Annotated in this window: 19 protein-coding genes; 11 read left to right on the top strand and 8 right to left on the bottom strand. The window is 69.5% G+C overall.

Going from position 1 to position 17,793, the window contains the following annotated elements; all coding sequences use genetic code 11:
- Positions 1–21: 21 nt before the first annotated feature.
- Together AC5592_RS30815 and AC5592_RS30810 are read right to left on the bottom strand one after the other, a co-directional pair.
- Positions 22–423 (bottom strand): nitroreductase/quinone reductase family protein, encoded by a 402-nt coding sequence (locus tag AC5592_RS30815; protein ID WP_063066231.1) that lies wholly within the window; start codon positions 421–423, stop codon positions 22–24.
- 88 nt (positions 424–511) lie between these two features.
- On the bottom strand, positions 512–2,020 hold the full coding sequence (locus AC5592_RS30810; RefSeq protein WP_036503240.1) for a DUF349 domain-containing protein: 1,509 nt from the start codon (positions 2,018–2,020) through the stop codon (positions 512–514).
- Positions 2,021–2,219: 199 nt separating this feature from the next.
- Between AC5592_RS30810 and AC5592_RS30805 the strand changes: the two genes are divergently transcribed.
- The 7 genes from AC5592_RS30805 (at position 2,220) to AC5592_RS30775 (ending at position 9,655) form a co-directional block, all read left to right on the top strand.
- The gene (locus AC5592_RS30805; RefSeq protein ID WP_063066230.1) at positions 2,220–2,981 is read left to right on the top strand and encodes a class III extradiol ring-cleavage dioxygenase family protein; all 762 of its coding nucleotides are present in this window, start codon (positions 2,220–2,222) and stop codon (positions 2,979–2,981) included.
- Positions 2,978–3,901, top strand: a complete 924-nt coding sequence (miaA, locus tag AC5592_RS30800) for a tRNA (adenosine(37)-N6)-dimethylallyltransferase MiaA (protein WP_063066229.1) — start codon at positions 2,978–2,980, stop codon at positions 3,899–3,901. The genes AC5592_RS30805 and miaA overlap by 4 nt, the downstream gene beginning before the upstream one ends.
- Entirely contained in the window at positions 3,898–4,758 is an 861-nt protein-coding gene (locus AC5592_RS30795) for a TrmH family RNA methyltransferase (protein WP_084507446.1), read from the top strand. The genes miaA and AC5592_RS30795 overlap by 4 nt, the downstream gene beginning before the upstream one ends.
- Positions 4,759–4,790: 32 nt before the next feature.
- Entirely contained in the window at positions 4,791–5,672 is an 882-nt protein-coding gene (gene dapF / locus AC5592_RS30790; protein WP_036503284.1) for a diaminopimelate epimerase, read from the top strand.
- A gap of 94 nt (positions 5,673–5,766) precedes the next feature.
- Positions 5,767–7,368, top strand: a complete 1,602-nt coding sequence (gene hflX, locus AC5592_RS30785; protein ID WP_036503234.1) for a GTPase HflX — start codon at positions 5,767–5,769, stop codon at positions 7,366–7,368.
- Positions 7,369–7,445: 77 nt separating this feature from the next.
- Positions 7,446–8,357, top strand: a complete 912-nt coding sequence (locus AC5592_RS30780) for a lysophospholipid acyltransferase family protein (protein ID WP_232329627.1) — start codon at positions 7,446–7,448, stop codon at positions 8,355–8,357.
- A 152-nt stretch (positions 8,358–8,509) separates the two neighbouring features.
- A complete protein-coding gene (locus AC5592_RS30775; RefSeq protein WP_036503217.1) occupies positions 8,510–9,655 on the top strand; it encodes an acyl-CoA dehydrogenase family protein in 1,146 nt (381 codons plus the stop codon).
- A gap of 79 nt (positions 9,656–9,734) precedes the next feature.
- Here the strand turns inward: AC5592_RS30775 and AC5592_RS30770 are convergent, their stop codons facing one another.
- The 4 genes from AC5592_RS30770 to AC5592_RS30755 form a co-directional block, all read right to left on the bottom strand.
- Positions 9,735–10,361 (bottom strand): UdgX family uracil-DNA binding protein, encoded by a 627-nt coding sequence (locus tag AC5592_RS30770; RefSeq protein ID WP_036503214.1) that lies wholly within the window; start codon positions 10,359–10,361, stop codon positions 9,735–9,737.
- A 24-nt stretch (positions 10,362–10,385) separates the two neighbouring features.
- Positions 10,386–10,943: a type 1 glutamine amidotransferase domain-containing protein gene (locus AC5592_RS30765; RefSeq protein WP_063066228.1), complete on the bottom strand. Its 558-nt coding sequence runs from the start codon at positions 10,941–10,943 to the stop codon at positions 10,386–10,388.
- A gap of 27 nt (positions 10,944–10,970) precedes the next feature.
- On the bottom strand, positions 10,971–11,234 hold the full coding sequence (locus AC5592_RS30760; protein ID WP_063066227.1) for a hypothetical protein: 264 nt from the start codon (positions 11,232–11,234) through the stop codon (positions 10,971–10,973).
- Positions 11,235–11,684: 450 nt separating this feature from the next.
- The gene (locus tag AC5592_RS30755; protein ID WP_051024753.1) at positions 11,685–12,332 is read right to left on the bottom strand and encodes a flavodoxin family protein; all 648 of its coding nucleotides are present in this window, start codon (positions 12,330–12,332) and stop codon (positions 11,685–11,687) included.
- A 142-nt stretch (positions 12,333–12,474) separates the two neighbouring features.
- Between AC5592_RS30755 and AC5592_RS30750 the strand changes: the two genes are divergently transcribed.
- The 3 genes from AC5592_RS30750 to AC5592_RS30740 are packed head-to-tail and all read left to right on the top strand — an operon-like array spanning position 12,475 to position 14,458.
- On the top strand, positions 12,475–13,569 hold the full coding sequence (locus tag AC5592_RS30750; protein WP_083870861.1) for an iron-containing redox enzyme family protein: 1,095 nt from the start codon (positions 12,475–12,477) through the stop codon (positions 13,567–13,569).
- 27 nt (positions 13,570–13,596) lie between these two features.
- Entirely contained in the window at positions 13,597–14,247 is a 651-nt protein-coding gene (locus AC5592_RS30745) for a HemK2/MTQ2 family protein methyltransferase (protein WP_036503207.1), read from the top strand.
- Positions 14,237–14,458: a CDGSH iron-sulfur domain-containing protein gene (locus tag AC5592_RS30740; RefSeq protein WP_036503219.1), complete on the top strand. Its 222-nt coding sequence runs from the start codon at positions 14,237–14,239 to the stop codon at positions 14,456–14,458. Before AC5592_RS30745 ends, AC5592_RS30740 begins: the two co-directional genes overlap by 11 nt.
- Before the next feature lie 14 nt (positions 14,459–14,472).
- Here AC5592_RS30740 and AC5592_RS30735 read toward each other — a convergent pair whose 3' ends face one another.
- Together AC5592_RS30735 and AC5592_RS30730 are read right to left on the bottom strand one after the other, a co-directional pair.
- On the bottom strand, positions 14,473–15,996 hold the full coding sequence (locus AC5592_RS30735; RefSeq protein ID WP_063066225.1) for an MFS transporter: 1,524 nt from the start codon (positions 15,994–15,996) through the stop codon (positions 14,473–14,475).
- A gap of 74 nt (positions 15,997–16,070) precedes the next feature.
- Positions 16,071–16,772 (bottom strand): TetR/AcrR family transcriptional regulator, encoded by a 702-nt coding sequence (locus AC5592_RS30730; protein ID WP_167332019.1) that lies wholly within the window; start codon positions 16,770–16,772, stop codon positions 16,071–16,073.
- Positions 16,773–16,876: 104 nt separating this feature from the next.
- Here AC5592_RS30730 and AC5592_RS30725 point away from each other — a divergent pair.
- A partial coding sequence (locus AC5592_RS30725) for a phosphatase PAP2 family protein (RefSeq protein ID WP_198163980.1) occupies positions 16,877–17,793 on the top strand: 917 nt, incomplete at its 3' end.

Genomic DNA, 17,793 nt, shown 5'->3' with positions numbered 1-17,793 from the left:
GGCGCTCGGGAGGCGTCGTTCTCAGCGGCGCAGTGCCACCACGGGGATGGTGCGTGCGGTCTTCTCCGCGTGTTCGGCGAAGAACGGATACAACGCGGTGAGCTCGGTCCACGCCCGGTCGTAATCGGCGCCCTGCAACGGTACGGCGGTGGCCGGATAGGTCTCCCGGTCGACCTCGACCGTCACGGCCGGATCGGCGACGAGATTCAGATACCAGTCCGGATGCTGCGGGGCGCCCACGTTCGAGGCGACGACCAACAGCCGGTCGCCGTCGGGATGGAACATCATCGGCGTGGTGTGCGGAGTCCCGGACCGGCGGCCGGTGGTGGTGAGCAGCACCAGACGCTCCCGGTGCATCCCCTCGATCGGGCCCCCGGCCCGGAACTGCTCGATGACGCCTCGATTGATCTCGCGGACATCCATGGTCGGCTCCTCGTCCGGATCGCTACGGGCAGGAACGGCTCATACCGGCCGGCGGCGAACTCGGCACCGCAGACCGGCGACGAACGTCTCAGCGCCGGCTGACCGCGCCCTCGGCGGCATCGGCCCATTCACGCCACTGCTTGGCCTGTTCGAGCGCCTTCTCGGCATCGCGCGGGCGGCCCGCGGCCTCGGCCTTGGCCGCCTGCTCCTCGAATTGGGCGACCCGCTCGCGGAACTGCGCCGCGCGCGCCATCGCCTCGGGATCGGTGCGCCGCCACTGGGCGTCCACCGCCTCGCGCACCCGCTTCTCCAGCGCCCGCAGTTTGCCCTCGAGTTCGTGCATGCGCTCGCGTGGCACCTTGCCGATGGCGTCCCACCGCTCCTGCAGTTCGCGCAGGGCCGCACGAGCGGAATCCAGTGTGGCGGACTCGGGTTCGATGTGCTCGGGGATGCGGTCCTCGTAGTGGCGCAGCAGTTCTTCCTTGGCCGCCGCGTTCTGCCCGAATTCGGCATCGCGTTCGGACGCGGCGGCATTGCGCGCGGCGAAGAACACGTCCTGGGCGCTCTTGAACCGCCGCCACAACTGCTCGTCGGCCTCGCGGGGCGCGCGCCCGGCCGCCTTCCATTCGGTCAGCAGATCGCGGAAGAGCGCGGCGGTGCCCACCCAGTCGGTGGAATCGGACAGCTCCTCGGCGCGCGTGCACAGCTCCTCTTTGCGAGCCTTCGCGGCGGCGCGTTCGCGATCGAGTTCGGCGAAGTGCGCGCCCCGGCGGCGGTTGAACGCCTCGCGTGCCTTGGAGAAGCGCCGCCACAGCGCATCGTCGACCTTGCGGTCCACCCCGCGGATGGACTTCCACTCCTCGAGGATTTCGCGCAGCCGGTCACCGGCCGCCTTCCACTGGGTGGATTCGGCGGCGATCTGCTCGGCCTCCGCGCACAACGCCTCCTTGCGCTCGGTGTGCTCGTGCCGGGTGCGTTCCTTCTCCTCCTTGGCGTGGGCGGCCGCCTCGTCGGAATGTTCGATGATCGCCTGCAGGCGCTGGGCCAGACCGTCCACATCGCCGATCACCGCCGCGGTGGGTAGCGAGTCGGCGAGCGCGACGGCCGCGGCCTTGGTCTTGCGGGCGTCCGTGCCGGCCGCGAGGCGAGCCTCGAGCAGCGCGACCTCGGTGGCCAGATCGTCGAAGCGACGCCCGAAATGCGCCAGCCCCTCGGCGGCGTCACCGGCCTGCCACGAACCGACGACGCGTTCGCCGCCGGCGGTCTTGACCCAGGCGGTGCCGTCGTCGTCGACCCGGCCCCACTCGCTGGGATCGCTGACGGTCGGCACGACCACGGGATGCGGATGCTCGTGGGCGGGGCCGGGGACGGGAGCCGGTTTGACGTGGTGAGTCGCCGCGGGTTTCGCCGCCGGTTCGGTCCGCTGCGCCGCGGCGGGTTTGGGCGCCCCCGGCTTGGGTACTCCGGGTCGTGGTGCCGCGCCGGGTTTCGGGGCGGCATCGGCCGGAGTCGGACGCTTCGCGGCGGGATTGCTGGACTGCTGCGCCGCGCCGGTTTCCGGATGCACTGCCTTCTCGGTTCCGCTGTTGTCGGTCATCGCTCCTCATCCCTGCCGCGCGTCACGGCTGCCTGGTTACGCCCTAGCAGATCCCATTCAACCAGCCAATAGACAGAATTGCCCTCTCTTGCGAACGGTGGCGTGCAGCGAGTGACGGTTGAGAGTGGTGGGAACACGCTCACCCGCGGTGAGCGACGGCCTCGGCCGCCGTTTTCCCGGCGGCCGCTACCGTTGACGGGTGTTTCGTGTCGCCGCGTTGATTCCCTCGCCGCTCGTGCTGATTCCCGAACTGGGCGGTGCGACGCCGCTGACCGACTCCACCCATCCGGCCGCGCAGGTGCCGCAGCTGCGCGAGGCGGTGCTGACGGCCGGGCGGATGCTGGCCCGGCAGGCTCGGCGCTGGACCATTGTCGGCGCGGGCACCGAGCCGCCGGCCGGTGTGGGTAGTTTGCGCGGCTTCGGCGCGGACGTCCGGGTCACCTTGTCGGCGACCGAACCCGCCGGTGAGCCGCGACCCGACTGGCCGACCGCACTGCTGGTGGGTGCCTGGCTGCGCGGCCGGATCGCGGCCGAGGACGGCGACGACATCGAGGCGCGGGCGCAGCCGGTCGACCCCGGCGCCGAGCCGTCGCACTGCGTGGACCTGGGATCCCGGCTGCGCGGTGAGCTGGACGCCGACCCCCGTCCGCACGGCGTGCTGGTCGTCGCCGACGGCGCCGCCACCCTGTCCACCACCTCACCCGGATATCTCGATCCCCGGGCCGAGCGCGAACAACGGCGGATCGACGACGCCCTCGACGCCGGTGACCGCGCGGCACTCGGCGCGCTGGACCCCGGGCTGTGCGCCGAACTCGAGGTGGCCGGCCGTCCCGGCTTTCAGGTGCTGGCCGGACTGTTCGGCATCGACACCGCCGATCCGAAGGTCGAAACCCTGTATCGCGCAGCGCCTTTCGGTGTCGGATATCACGCGTCGGTCTGGTATCCGGCGGGTGCGCGATGAGGGCGCCCATCGCCGTCATCGGCCCGACCGCGACCGGAAAGTCCGATCTGGCATTGGAATTGGCGAGTCGCCTGGACGGTGAGATCGTCAACATCGACGCCATGCAGCTGTATCGCGGCATGGATATCGGCACCGCCAAACTGGCACCGCAGCAGCGCCGCGGCATCCCGCACCACCAACTCGACGTGCTGGAAGTGACCGAAACGGCCACCGTCGCCGCATATCAGGCCGCGGCCTGCGCCGATGTCGAGGACATCCGCGCGCGCGGCCGGGTGCCGGTCATCGTGGGCGGTTCGATGATGTACGTGCAGGCGCTGCTCGACGAGTGGGAGTTCCCGGCCACCGACATCCGCGTCCGCGAGAAGTGGGAGGGGGTTCTCGAGCGCGAGGGTGTCGCGGCCGTTCACGCCGCCTTGCGAGTCGCCGATCCCGTTGCGGCGCAGACCATTCTGCCGACCGACGGGCGGCGGATCGTGCGGGCGCTCGAGGTGGTCGAACTCACCGGCCGCCCGTTCGCCGCCTCGCAGCCGCAACGCGGCACGCCCCGCTGGAACACCACGATCATCGGCGTCGACCGCGAGACCGCCGAACTCGACGCGCGTATCGAGACCCGCACCGAGACCATGTTCGCGCAGGGTCTCGTCGACGAGGTGCGAGAACTGATCGGCCGCGGCCTGCGCTCGGGCCTGACCGCACGCCGGGCGATCGGATACGCACAAGTCCTGGCTCATCTCGACAACGAATACGACCTGAGCCATGCGCGTGAGCGCACGCTGATCGGCACCCGCCGCTACGTGCGCCGGCAACGCTCGTGGTTCCGCCGCGACCCGCGCGTGCACTGGGTCGACGGCGCCGATCCGCAGCTGGCGGATTCGGTACTGGCCCATGTGCTCGACGAACAGGAATCGATTCGGCAGTGACCCGCCCATCGACCACCCGCAACGCCTCCGTGGGGGAGTGGCGCGCCTATCTCGGCAACCGCGCCCGGCGCCGCAGCGACGGCCGCTTTCTCGTGCACGGCCGGGAACCGATCACCGCGGCCGTGGCGAACGGGTGGCCGCTGGAAGCGGTGCTGTACCGCCTCGGCGCCCCGCTGCCGCCGTGGGCTCGTGAGGTGCTCGACGACGACGCGGTGCCGGCGATCGGACTGGTCGGCGACGCCCTCGACGAACTCGCCGAACCCGGCACCGGCACACCGGAACTGGTGGCCCTGGCACACACCCGCGGCCGGGACCCGGCGCAGATCTGCCTCGATCCGGCACATCCGGTGGTCGTGATCGATCGCCCGTCCTCCGCGCTGCGGCTGGGCAGCGTGCTGCGCACCGCGCACGCCTTCGGTGCCGCCGCGGTCGTGATCAGCGGATCCGGCGCGGACGAATACGACCCGCGGTGTGTGCGCGCCTCGGCCGGAGCGCTGTTCGCGGTGCCGGTGGTGCGCGTGTCCGGGCCGGCGGCCGTCGCCGAATTACGGGCGGGCGCGAAAGTCCCGGCCCGGCTGGTCGGTGTCGGGACCGAACCCGGCGACCGGCCGGTCGATGCGCACACCTTCGCGGATGCGACGATCATGGTGCTCGCCGACGACGGCGTGCTCGACGCGCGGTGGCGCGACGCATGCGACGCGATGGTGCGGATTCCGGCGGGTGCGATGCCGGTCACCCCCTGCGCCGTATCGGTCGTGCTGTACGAAATATCCCGGCAGCGCCGGGTGTCGGTATCGAGGGAGAACGCCGGCGCGGCCGGCCAATGTGCGGGACAGGTGGAGGATCGACGTCGATGAGCGAGCAGCAGCGGGTGTCCGGCGCGGCCGATATCGAGTTCAGCAAGGGCCACGGGACCCAGAACGATTTCGTGGTGCTGCCGGACTCCGACGCGCGCCTGCGCCTGGCGCCCGACACCGTCGCCGTGCTGTGCGACCGGCGCCAGGGTATCGGCGCCGACGGTGTGCTGCGCGTCGCCCGGGCGGGCGCACTGGTGGAGCGGGGCGAACTCGCCGGACTTCCCGACGGTGTGGCCGCGGCGGACTGGTTCATGGACTACCGCAACGCCGACGGATCGATCGCCGAGATGTGCGGCAACGGTGTCCGCGTCTTCGCCCACTATCTGCTCGCCACCGGGTTGCAGCAGGAGACCGAATTCGTGGTCGGCACCCGCGCGGGTGCGCGTTCGGTGGTCGTGCACTCCTTCGACGAGGTACTCGGCGAGGTGACCGTCGGTATGGGCCGGGTGCGGATGCTCGGCGATTCCACCGCCACCGTCGCCGGCAGCGCGCTGCCCGGGGTCGGGGTCGACGTCGGCAATCCGCATCTGGCCTGCGTCGATCCCGGGCTCACCGCCGACGGTCTGGCCGCACTCGACCTCACCGTGCCGCCCGGATTCGATCCGGAGCTGTTTCCGCAGGGCGTGAACGTGGAGATCCTGACCGCCCTCGGCGAGGACGGCGCGGTGGATATGCGGGTCTACGAACGCGGCGTCGGCGAAACCCGCTCCTGTGGCACCGGCACGGTCGCCGCGGCCGCCGCGGCGCTGACGGGTGCGGGAGTCGATCCGGCGACGGAGTCCGCGCAGGTGCGGGTCCGGGTGCCCGGCGGCGCGGTCACCGTCGGCATCGATCACGGGCAGGCGTGGTTGCGCGGCCCCTCGGTGCTGGTCGGTTCCGGGCATCTCGCCGGTGAGTGGTGGGCCGGCGCCTGAATTCGGGTGAGCTGCGCCGTACCGGGCCGTTCCCGGCCGGGGCCGGAAATATCCGAGTGCGCCGGGTGGTTGTGGCGTGGGACCATGGAGGTGTATGAGGAAATCACAAACGTACGAGTTCACCCCGATCGAGCAACTCGACTCGGACACGGACGGCTACGCGGACCAGGACTACAGCATCGGCGATGACGACGCCGATACCGGCGTGACCGATTACGACGCCGACGAGACCGAAGGCAGCGGTTTGTCCGGCAACGGCTGGGCCGCCGAGCCCACGGTCGGTGAGCTGCAACTCGACGAACGCAGCGCGCTGCGACGTGTCGCCGGGCTCTCGACCGAGCTCACCGACATCACCGAGGTCGAGTACCGGCAGCTGCGACTCGAGCGGGTCGTGCTGGTCGGTGTGTGGACCGAGGGCAGCGCGGCGCAGGCCGACGCCAGTATGGCCGAATTGGCCGCGCTCGCCGAAACCGCCGGCTCCCAGGTGCTCGACGCGCTGATCCAGCGCCGCGACAAGCCGGATCCGGCCACCTACATCGGCTCGGGTAAGGCCGACGAACTGCGCTCGGTGGTGCTCGAGACCGGCGCGGACACGGTGATCTGCGACGGTGAGCTGACCCCCGCGCAGCTGAACGCGCTGGAGAAGGTCGTCAAGGTGAAGGTCATCGACCGCACCGCGCTGATTCTGGACATCTTCGCCCAGCACGCCACCTCCCGCGAGGGCAAGGCGCAGGTGTCGCTGGCGCAGATGGAGTACATGCTGCCGCGACTGCGCGGCTGGGGTGAATCGATGTCGCGGCAGGCCGGTGGCCGAGCCGGTGGTGCGGGCGGCGGTGTGGGTACCCGTGGCCCCGGTGAGACCAAGATCGAAACCGATCGCCGCCGGATCCGCGAGCGTATGGCCAAACTGCGCCGCGAGATCAAGGAGATGAAGACCGCGCGTGACACCAAACGGTCGCGGCGCACTTCCAGCGGCATTCCGGCGGTCGCGATCGTCGGCTACACCAACGCCGGCAAATCCAGCCTGATGAACGCCCTGACCGGTGCGGGCATCCTGGTGCAGGACGCCCTGTTCGCCACCTTGGATCCCACCACCCGGCGCGCGGCGCTCGACGACGGCCGCGAGGTCGTCTTCACCGACACCGTCGGATTCGTCCGGCATCTGCCGACTCAGCTGGTGGAGGCGTTCCGCTCCACACTCGAGGAGGTCACCGGCGCCGATCTGCTGCTGCACGTGGTCGACGGTTCCGACGCGCTGCCCGATCAGCAGATCAAGGCCGTGCGTGAGGTGATCACCGATGTGCTGCGTGAGCAGGGCGAGGGGGCCGGACCGCCGGAGTTGCTGGTGGTGAACAAGATCGACGCGCTGGACGCGACGCAGCTGGCGCATCTGCGTGCCCAGTTGCCCGGGGCGGTGTTCGTCTCGGCCCGCACCGGACGTGGAATCGACCAGTTGCGCGAACGGCTGGCCGAGATCCTCGGCGGGCTCGATGTCGAGGTGAGTGTGCTGCTCCCGTACACTCGTGGTGATCTGCTCGCGCGCATCCACTCCGACGGCCGCATCATCAGCTCCTCGCACGAGGAGGGTGGTACGCGGGTGCGGGCCCGGGTTCCCCGGGCGCTCGCGCCGACCCTGTCGCAGTATGCGCACGCGGGCACCATCGGCAGTGCGGAAGCAGCGGGGCCTTCGCGCTGAAGCTTTCGTAGTCTGTGTGCCACAGTCGTTTTCGGTAGAATCGCGTCTTTCACCGAACGGCTGCAGGGAGGGTGCAAATGTCCGGGACCGAGTCCACGCCTGTCGATGTCATGCCCGACGACTCCACCGCCGCGCGCTCGGTGGAGTCCGTACGGCAGCTCAGTGACGGCGCGCCGCTGCGAATGACGGTGCCCGCCATCGATCTTCGCATCTTCGACGCACTGTCGACGCCGGTGCGGCTGTGGAACAGTCCGGTCTTCCACGGCTTGGACAACATTCCCGAGACGGGCCCGGTCATGCTCGTCGGCAACCACACGCTGCTCGGCGGTGTGGACGCGCCGCTGCTGGTGCACGAGATCTATCACCGCACCGGCCGGGTGGTGCGTGGCCTGGCGGAGAACGTGCTGATGCGGGTACCGCCGGTGCGCGAGCTCGTGCACCGAATCGGCAGCGTGCGCGGTTCGCGCGACAACTGCCGCACCCTGCTCGACAACGGTGAAGCGGTCATCGTCTTCCCGGGCGGCGGCCGCGAGGCGATGCGCCGCAAGGGCGAGAAGTACCACTTGAAGTGGGAGGGCCGCACCGGCTTCGCGCGGATGGCGATCGAGGCCGGCGCGCCGATCCTGCCGACCGCGATGATCGGCGCCGACGACGTGTTCGACGTCGTCTTCGACGGTGATCATCCGGTGATGAGCCCGCTGCGCTGGACCGTCGAGGCGCTCGGTATCCGTGGCAACCTCACTCCGCCGCTCATGCGCGGCATCGGCCCCACCGTCGTGCCGCGGCCCGAGCGGTTCTACTACTCGATCGGTACGCCCATCGAGACCACGCCGTGGCAGGACGCCACCGATCTGGACGCCGCCGCCGAGGAATTGCAGCAGGTGGTGCACAAGGCGCTGGAGGAGGAGATCACCGCTCTGCTGGCCGAGCGCGATCGTGACCGCGGCCGCACGCTCTGGGGCCGGGTACGCGGCGCCGTGGGGCTGTAGAGGTTTACCCGCGTTCAGGGTGCGCAAAGACCACCCTCCGAAGCTTTTCGCACAGGTAAGCGACTTTTTTCGGATCTGAAGTGAACCGCGATTCCCCTTCCGGGTACCGTATGTGGCAGGCGAGTTGCCGATGTGGTCACTAGGAGGTTGGCGTGGAGCGCACCCTTTTCGAGCCCGAACACGATCTGTTCCGGGAGTCCTACCGTAAATTTCTGGATCAGCATGTCGCGCCGCACCATGCCGAGTGGGAGCAATCCGGGGTCGTGGATCGGCAGCTGTGGCTGGAGGCCGGTAAGCAGGGGTTCCTCGGCATGGCGGTGCCCGAGGAGTTCGGCGGCGGCGGGGTTGAGGATTTCCGCTACAACGCGGTGATCACCGAGGAGACCACCAAGGGCCAGTACTCAGGGCTGGGCTTCTCGCTGCACAACGACGTGATCGCGCCGTATCTGCTGGAGCTGGCCAACGAGGAGCAGAAGCAACGTTGGCTGCCCGGATTCTGTTCCGGTGAGATCATCACCGCCATCGCCATGACCGAGCCGGGCACCGGTTCGGATCTGCAGGGCATCAAGACCCGCGCGGTCAAGGACGGCGACGACTGGGTCATCAACGGCGCCAAGACCTTCATCACCAACGGCATCAACTCCGACATCGTGATCGTGGTCGCGCAGACCGATCCCGAGAAGGGGGCGATGGGCTTCTCGCTGCTCGTCGTCGAGCGCGGCATGCCCGGCTTCGAGCGCGGCCGCAACCTGGACAAGATCGGTCTCAAGGCGCAGGACACCGCGGAGCTCAGCTTCACCGACGTGCGGGTTCCCGGCAAGAATCTGCTCGGCACCGAGGGCATGGGTTTCATCCACCTGATGCAGAACCTGCCGCAGGAGCGGATGTCGATCGCCGTGATGGCCGCCGCCGCGATGGAAGGCTGCCTGGAGACCACCATCCAGTACGTGCGCGATCGCAAGGCCTTCGGCAAACCGATCGGCGCCCAGCAGAACACGCGGTTCGTCCTGGCCGAGCTGGCCACCAAGACCACCGCGGTGCGCGTGCTTGTCGACCGCTTCATCGAGGCCCTCAACGCCGGCACCCTCTCGGCCGAGGATGCCGCGATGGCCAAGTGGTGGAGCACCGAGGAACAGCTCGACCTGATCACCAAATGCCTGCAGCTGCACGGTGGTTACGGCTACATGCGCGAATACCCGATCGCCAAGGCGTACATGGACGCGCGGGTGCAGACCATCTACGGCGGCACCACGGAGATCATGAAGGAAATCATCGGCCGCTCCTTGAAGCTGAGCTGACGCACCCCGGATGCTCTCGCGGCAACGGCCGCCGCCGGTTCTCCGGCGGCGGCCGTTGTGTGCCGCAAGTATTTTCGCGCTATGAGCTCGTTCCCGACAGTGCGGTGGCCGCCTCGGTGAGGTCGGCGACCAGACTGTCGTAGGCCTCGGCACGATCGGGAGCGCGCAGCGCGGCGGCCGGATGGATGGTGGCCAGCGCACGGAGATCATCGTGTGCGATCAGCCGCCCGCGGTCGCGGGTGATCCGGAAGTCCGGGCCGAAGACGGCCTGCGCCGCCACGGCGCCCAGGCAGACCACCAGCTGTGGACGGATCGCGTCGAGTTCGGCGGTCAGCCAGGGCGTACACGCGACGATCTCGGTGCGCCCGGGCTTCTGATGGATGCGGCGCTTACCGCGCTCGGTGAATTTGAAATGTTTCACCGCGTTGGTGAGATAGACGGCGTCGCGGTCGATTCCGGCATCGGTGAGGGCGCGGTTCAGCAGCGCTCCGGCGGGGCCGACGAACGGATGCCCGGCCAGATCTTCGCGGTCGCCGGGTTGCTCGCCGATCATCACCATCGGGGCGTGCGGCGGGCCCTCGCCGAAGACGGTCCGGTTCGCATGCTTGTACAGATCGCAGCCGTGACATCCGCGGGCGGCCTCGCGCAGTCGCGCGAGATCGGTGGTGTCCGGCACGAATTCCGCTGCGCCCGGAGCCTTTACCATGACCGCGCCTTCACCTTTCTCTCGTCACTTCGCGCCCACCTCGGTCTCGATCGCCGAACAGAACGCGTCCAGATCGCGCGGATTGCGGGAGGTGATCAGCGTCCAGCCGTCCTGCCTCCGGACCACCTGCTCATCGACCCATTGAGCGCCCGCGTTGCGCACATCGGTCTGCAGCGACGGATACGAGGTCATGGTCTTGCCGCGGATCAGGTCGGCCTCGACCAGCAGCCACGGGCCGTGGCAGATCGCGGCGATCGTCTTCCCGGCGTCGGCGAATCCGCGCGCCAGGTCGACGGCCTCCTTCGTGGTGCGCAACTTGTCGGCGTTGACGGTGCCGCCGGGGACCACCAACGCGTCGAAATCGCTCACCGACACCGAGGCCAGATCGGTATCGGGGTCGACGGTGGTGTCGATCTCGGTGTCGTGGACGAAGGTCTGCACCGCGTCGGTGGACGGGGCGGCGTGGGTGACACGAATACCGTTGTCGCGCAACTGCTTCAGCGGTTCCAGCAGCTCGTCGCGTTCCACACCGGTCTGCGAGGTCACCACCAGGACGGCGGGCTCTCGGTCGGGTCGGCTCATCTCGTCTCCTTCTCGGGCTCGGGGCGTTCAGGCGCCCTGCAGGCGGATCAGCGTGTTGAGTAGTTCGGCCTGTTCGGCAAGTTCGTGCTGATCGGGGTGGTTGCCGATGCGGTCGGCCAGTTCGGGACGCCGGATCAGCTCCAGTCCGTCCTCGCCGCTGTCGGTGGCCAGCCTTACCCGGCCCTCCGACAACACCAGGCGGGTACCGGGGCTGCCCGCGTCCAGCAGCATCCGCAGATCCTCGGTGGTGACCTGCGGATGCGTTCCAGGGGTCTGCTCATCGGATGTCATGTCCGGCGGGTGCCCGGCCGACAGCGGGTGAAACACCGGCCTGTGGAACCGGGGGCCGCGGGTCGCGGCCGGGTACATCCGGGCCGGGATCGGGTGCGGGTCCCGGGATGGGCCGGCCGGGATCCGGAGGTGGTTCCGGGGTCGGTTCCGGCGGGACCGGCCGTCCGGGATCGGGCGGCGGATGACCGGGAATCGGATCGGGGCTCGGGCCCGGAATCGGCCGGCCCGGTTCGGGCGGGCGGCCCGGCACGGGATCGGGTTCCGGAATCGGCGGGCGCGGATCCGGGTCCGGGGCCGGAATCGGATGTTCGGGCGTGGGATCCGGAACCGGCTGCGGTGGAACCGGTTCCGGAATCGGAGGCTCGCCGGCCCGTAGTCGCGGACCGGCGTTGTCGGTATACATGTCGACTCCTCGAACGGATGATGATCGGCCGCGCGGTGGACGGCGCGCTACGACGACGGATAGGCCGGGTAGGGCGCGGCCTTCAGGGTCCGCGCCAGGTGCGCGGCATTGCGCGCCATGCCCGCGGTGGTCGTCGCGACGGCCTCGGGAGTGTTGTCCAGGTCCAGATAGTCGACGCCGCTCATCGCCTCGCCGTTCCAGTACGTGCAGCCCTGGGCGGGCACGGTGAAGCCGATGTCGTTGAGCGCCTGGAACGTATCGGCGCAGATCTTGTGCGCGCCGTCCTCGTTGCCGACGACGGCGGCGATGCCCACCTTGCCCACCATGGCGGGCCGGTTCTCGTCGTCGGTGACCGACAGTTCGGCGTCGAGGCGTTCCAGTACGCGCTGAGCGACCGAGGACATGTGGCCCAGCCAGGTGGGCGTGGCGATCAGCACGATATCGGCGGTGCTGATCTGTTCGCGCAGCTGCGGCCACTGATCGCCGTCACCTTCGTCCGCGGTGATGCCGGGGCGGATATCGAGGTCGACGGCACGCACGGTCTTGCCGGTGACGCCGTGGTTCGACAGTTCGCGCAGCACCTGCTCGGCGATCAGCTCGCTGCTCGATCGATCCGGTGACTTCTTCAACGTGCAACTGATCGCGATGGCGGTGAGGTCGTCCCCGGGAGCTCGGGAACCGGTCGGGTCGTTCACAATGTGCTCCTTTCGACGGGCGACAGGATGCTCTGATTCGCGCATACCCGCCGATCCGCGGTCGAACCTGACCGGCAGGCGCCGCCGATCGAACCGGCGCGGGCCACCGATTGAGGCGCCGAGCACCGGGTATGCGGCGCCTATGGAGATTCCGCACCCCGACGTGCGCCGAACATCCGGCCACCGCCCGCTCTCGGCGTCCCGGCATCGGCCCACCCCGGCGCCGGTGACGGTGAATACCGGCGCGCCGCCGCTACCGCAGCCGCGCGGCGAACTCTCCGCAGGCATCTGCGCCCTGCTCGGCGGCACCGCCTGCCATGTCGATTTCGACACCGCGAACGCCGATCCGTACGGCGAGGATCTGCAGCTGGCACTGCACCTGTGCTACGAATTGCATTACCGCGGTTTCGATTCCGTCGATCCCCGGTGGGAATGGGACCCGAAGTTGCTGCGCATGCGCGCCCACCTCGAGGACCGGTTCCTGGCCGCGATGCGACGCGACGTGCCCGGCGGCGACGACCTCGACGGCGAACTCGACGATCTGCTCGTCGAGCCGGTCGAAGGCGCGGGCGTCGGGCATTTCCTGAACGAGCAGGGCCAGTGGTGGCAGGTGTGCGAATACTTCGCGCACCGATCGATCTATCACCACAAGGAAGCCGACCCCTACGCGTGGGTGATTCCCCGGCTGCGCGGTCAGGCGAAAGCCGCATTGGTCGCGGTCGAATACGACGAGTTCGGCGCCGGTCGCGGTGAGGACGTCCACGCACAGCTGTTCGCCGATCTGCTGGCCGGCGCCGGCCTCGACGACACCTACCTGCACTACCTCGACGCCGTCCCCGCGCCGATGCTGGCGCTGGTGAACATGATGTCGCTGTTCGGCCTGCACCGGCAGTTCCGGGGCGAACTGGTCGGCCATTTCGCGAGTGTGGAGATCAGCTCGCCCCCCGCTTCGCGCCGGATGGTCGACACGTTGCGGCGGTTGGACGCGCATCCGGCGTGCGTGCGTTTCTATGCCGAACATGTGGAGGCCGACGCGGTGCACGAACAGGTGATGCGCCGCGATGTCATCGGCGATCTCTCGGCCCGCGAGCCCGAGTTGATCGCACCGATGGTTTTCGGCATTCAGGCGACGACATTGCTGGAGAACGCCATCGACCGGCACATGCTCGACAGCTGGTCGGCCGGGAACAGCTCGCTGCGCGACCCGGAGGCGATCCCGCGAGATCGCGCGGGTTGATCATGGGAAGGCGGGTATTCGGCGATCATGAGACTGTTCCGCGCACCGGGTGTCTACGCCCCGACAGCCGATACCGGACTGCTGATCAGAGCGCTGGGGGCCGCCGCCATCCCGGAGGGGTCCAAGGTGGTGGACGTGTGTACCGGCACCGGTGCCGTGGCTATCGAGGCGGGACGGTCCGGTGCGTCCGCGGTCACCGCGGTGGACATCTCGCGCCGCGCGCTGGCCTCGGCGTGGCTCAACAGCAGGCTGCACGGGGTGCCGCTGGAGTTGTTGCACGGCGATTTCGGCCGGGTGCTGCACCGGCGCACCTTCGACGCGGTGCTGGCGAACCCGCCCTATGTGCCGGGACCCACCGAGGTTCCGGCACACGGCCGGGCACGGGCCTGGGAGGGCGGGCCGAGCGGCCGGGCGCTGCTCGACCCGCTGTGTCGGCTGATGCCGGAGTTGTTGCGCACCAAGGGAATCGCGCTGATCGTGCATTCCTCACTGTGTGATCCGGATCTGACCGTGCGCCAGCTGCGCGACGGTGGGCTCAAGGCCGCGATCGTCGTCCGCGAAACGTGCGAATTCGGGCCCGTGCTGCGCCGGCGCGCGGACTGGCTGGAGCAACAGCGCCTCATCGAACCCGGGGCGCGGCAAGAGGAGCTGGTGGTGATCCGTGCCGATCGAGAATGACGACCCCACGCCCGGCCCGGCCCGCCGCACCCGGGTCACGCTGACCAAGGACGGTCCGGCGCTCATCGAAGGTCCGGTGGAGCTGGTGACCGACGACGGCCGCGTCGTGCGCTGCGATCGGTTCGTGGTCGCGGTGTGCACCTGCCGCCGCTCCGGAATCTATCCGCTCTGCGATACCACCCATCGCCGTCATCGCCGCAAGCGCGGCTGACCGCTCGCCGTGCGTCAGTGCCGCGGTGTCACGCTGGTGTGCCGCGGGATCAGGATCGCGGTGAGGACCGCGACCGCCGCCACCACCACCGCGGCCGCGTACGAGGTGACCGTGAGCGCGGAATCGAATGCCGCCGAGGCCATCTCGTGCACTCGCGCCCCGAGTTCGCCGCCGATGTCGCCGGCCACCGCGATCGCGCCGCCGGCCGATTCACGAGCCGTCTCGCCCTGAGCCCCGGCCAGCGGGACGTCGCTCATGTAGTGAGTGAACAGCGCGCCGTGCACACTGCCGAGCAGCGCCACCCCCAGGCCGTTGCCCAATTCGTAGCTGGTCTCCTCGACCGCGCCGCCCTGCCCGGCCCGTTCGGCGGGCACCGAGGAAACCAGAACCGCCGCGGCGGCGGTGACCGCGATTCCGTCACCGATGCCCAGGCAGACCAATACCAGCGCCACCACGGCGTAGCTGGTGGGCTCGGGCGAGATCGCCAGCACCGCGAAGCCGGCGGCGAGGATGAGCAGGCTCGTGACCATCACCCCGCGTACCCCGGTCCGGCGCAGCAGCGCCGGTGTGGTCAGCGAGCCGATCAGGGTCGCGGCCGCGGCGGGTGCCGTACGGATACCGGCCTCGGCGGGGGAGTAGCCGTGAATGTACTGCAGCCACAACGAGATCAGGAACAGGGCGGCGCCGATCGCGATCATCGCCATCAGTGTCGCCAGGGCCGCGGCGAGGAAGACCGGGCGCCGGAACAACCGGATGTCGAGCAGCGGATCGGTCAGCCGCAGCTGCCGTCGCGCGAACCAGAACAGCATGGCGAGCCCGGCCAGCAGGACGCACACGTTCACCACGATGTCCTCACCGCGCGCGAGATGTTTGACGCCCCAGACGAATCCGACGATGCCGAGCACCGACAGCGGGACACTCGGCCAGTCGAACGGGCTGGTCGACGGCGCCCGGTATTCGGGCAGCAAACCGACGCCGGCCGCCAGCGTGAGCACCACCACCGGCACATTGATCCAGAACGCCGCGGCCCAGCCGAAATGTTCGACCAGGACGCCACCCACGATCGGACCCACCGCGGCGCCGACCCCGGCGATGGCAGCCCAGATCGCGATGGCCCGGGTTCGTTCGTGCGGATCGTCGAAGATGTTGCGGATCAGCGAGAGCGTCGAGGGCATCACCATCGCGCCACCCACCGCCAGGAGCACGCGTCCGCCGATGAGCTGACCGGTGACCTGAGCGGTGGCCGCTACCACCGAAGCGACGCCGAACAGCGCGAATCCGGTCAGGAACAGCCGCTTGCGGCCGATCCGGTCGCCGATCGCGCCGAAGGTGATGAGCAGGCCACCCAGGACCAGACCGTAGATGTCGACGATCCACAACTGGGCGACCGCGCCCGGCTGCAGATCCTCGATCAGCGAGGGCAGCGCGACGTTGAGCACGGTGGCGTCCATCGCGACGAGGAGCAGGCTCGCGCACAGCACCGCCAGCATTCCCCAGCGGCCGCGCACCGGTGTCGCCGTCCGGTTCCGGTCGATCATCGGGCCTCCCAGTTGCCGAAGCGGCTCCTGCTACCTTCCGGCAATCCTACAAATCCGGGATCGATGACCAAGGGCTAGTGGGCCGCCGCGGCGGACTTGCGCAACCCGTCGAGGATGAGGTCCAGGCCGTACAGGTATTGCTCCTCGCCGCCGCCGTGCGTGATCACGAGCTCCGGCATCAGATCGGCGATCGTCGGATGGGCCACCGGATCCAGCATCTGCAGGCGGCTGGGGATGTTCTCGCCGTTGCGCCGCGCCGGAGCGAACACGTGGCGCAGGGCCGATCCGAAGGTGTACTGCAACAGCACCACGTAGCCGCGCGCGGTTTCCTGCCGGCCCAGTCCGGCGGCCCGTAACTGGGAGAGCACCAATTCCAGTGCGGCCGTGGCGGTATCGGCGAAATCGCCGTCGCCGTCGGGTTTCACCGCGAGCACCCGGAGCACCGCCGGGCGTTCCACGAGCAGCCGGTACAGCGCCTGGCAGCACGCCCGCACGCGGTCGGCCCAGTCGCCGGAGACGGCCGGGGGATGGAAGCTGTCGAGCACCTGGTCGCGCGCGGCCTGCAGCAGTTCGTCCTTGCTGCGGAAGTAGGTGTAGAGCGTCATCGTGCCGACGCCCAGTTCGGCGGCGAGGGCACGCATGGAGATGCCCTCGCAGTCGGTGTCGTCGAGCATGCGCAGCGCGGCGTCCACGATCGCCTCGGCGCTGAGCGTATGGCGTGGTACTCGGCGGCGGCCGCCCCCGGTGCGGGTTCGTCGGGCGGGCTCAGATGTCACGGCAACGTCTCCGGTCGGGATGAAATCCGGTCTCGACGCCATTGTAGTATGCACGTACGACGTACCGTACGTTGTACGTCAGCCCTCGTCGTGGAGGTCGGGTCGTGGCTGCAACAACCATCTCGGGTCCGCTCGCGCAGGCTCCGGCGCGAGCCGGGGGCTGGTTGCGGGAAATGGTGCTGGTCGTCGTGGTGTATTTCGCCTACGACGGGGCTCGGCTGCTGGTCGGCAGCGGTCTCGACCACGCCCGCCGCGACGCGCACGCGCTGCTGCGCATCGAGGACTGGCTGCGGCTGGACCCGGAACTGTGGCTGAACCGGATCTTCGCCGGCCATTCCTGGATCGCGATCCCGGCCGACTTCGCCTACGCCACGCTGCACTACGTCGTGACTCCGGCGATCCTGATCTGGATGTGGTGGGCGCATCGCGAGCAGTACCGGGCGGTTCGCACCCAACTGGGCATCGCGACGGCCGCCGGCCTGATCGGTTTCGTCGCCTTGCCCACCGCGCCACCGCGCCTGCTGGAGGACTCCCACGGCTTCATCGATGTGATGGCCCTGCACGCCTCGGTGGGCTGGTGGCAGGGCGATGCCAGCACACCGCGCGGATTGGATTCGCTCACCAACGATTTCGCGGCGATGCCGAGTTTGCACGTCGGCTGGGCGCTGTGGTGCGGGCTGATGCTGTACCGCTTCGGCCGGACTCGGCTCACCCGGTGGGCCGGGGTCGGCTATCCGATTCTCATCACGCTGGTGGTGATCGGCACCGCGAACCACTATCTGCTCGACTGCGCCGCCGGTGCGGCACTGATCCTCGCCGCCGGTTACGTCGCCGGGCCGTACCTGCGCCTCTGCGACGCGACCGCCGACGGGATCCGAGTCTGGTGGGCGATGGTGCGCACGAATTCGCCGTGGCCCGCATGGCTCGGTGCGGTCGTCGGCGCCTTCGCGCCGGGCGCGGTCACCGGGCCGGCGCTCGGCATCGGCGCCGGATTGGCGGTGGCGCTGCCGGAGCCGGCGCA

It is taken from the genome of Nocardia violaceofusca NBRC 14427, assembly GCF_963869435.1.
Taxonomy (GTDB): Bacteria; Actinomycetota; Actinomycetes; order Mycobacteriales; family Mycobacteriaceae; genus Nocardia; species Nocardia aobensis.
This window is presented reverse-complemented; position numbering and strand designations above follow the sequence as displayed.

What these genes read in the sequence shown, in the direction of transcription:
- AC5592_RS30815 (WP_063066231.1), bottom strand. Translation starts at nt 423, where the DNA reads ATGGATGTCCGCGAGATCAATCGAGGCGTCATCGAGCAGTTCCGGGCC.
- AC5592_RS30810 (WP_036503240.1), bottom strand. Translation starts at nt 2,020, where the DNA reads ATGACCGACAACAGCGGAACCGAGAAGGCAGTGCATCCGGAAACCGGC.
- miaA (WP_063066229.1), top strand. Translation starts at nt 2,978, where the DNA reads ATGAGGGCGCCCATCGCCGTCATCGGCCCGACCGCGACCGGAAAGTCC.
- hflX (WP_036503234.1), top strand. Translation starts at nt 5,767, where the DNA reads ATGAGGAAATCACAAACGTACGAGTTCACCCCGATCGAGCAACTCGAC.
- AC5592_RS30780 (WP_232329627.1), top strand. Translation starts at nt 7,446, where the DNA reads ATGTCCGGGACCGAGTCCACGCCTGTCGATGTCATGCCCGACGACTCC.
- AC5592_RS30770 (WP_036503214.1), bottom strand. Translation starts at nt 10,361, where the DNA reads ATGGTAAAGGCTCCGGGCGCAGCGGAATTCGTGCCGGACACCACCGAT.
- AC5592_RS30765 (WP_063066228.1), bottom strand. Translation starts at nt 10,943, where the DNA reads ATGAGCCGACCCGACCGAGAGCCCGCCGTCCTGGTGGTGACCTCGCAG.
- AC5592_RS30760 (WP_063066227.1), bottom strand. Translation starts at nt 11,234, where the DNA reads ATGACATCCGATGAGCAGACCCCTGGAACGCATCCGCAGGTCACCACC.
- AC5592_RS30750 (WP_083870861.1), top strand. Translation starts at nt 12,475, where the DNA reads ATGGAGATTCCGCACCCCGACGTGCGCCGAACATCCGGCCACCGCCCG.
- AC5592_RS30745 (WP_036503207.1), top strand. Translation starts at nt 13,597, where the DNA reads ATGAGACTGTTCCGCGCACCGGGTGTCTACGCCCCGACAGCCGATACC.
- AC5592_RS30735 (WP_063066225.1), bottom strand. Translation starts at nt 15,996, where the DNA reads ATGATCGACCGGAACCGGACGGCGACACCGGTGCGCGGCCGCTGGGGA.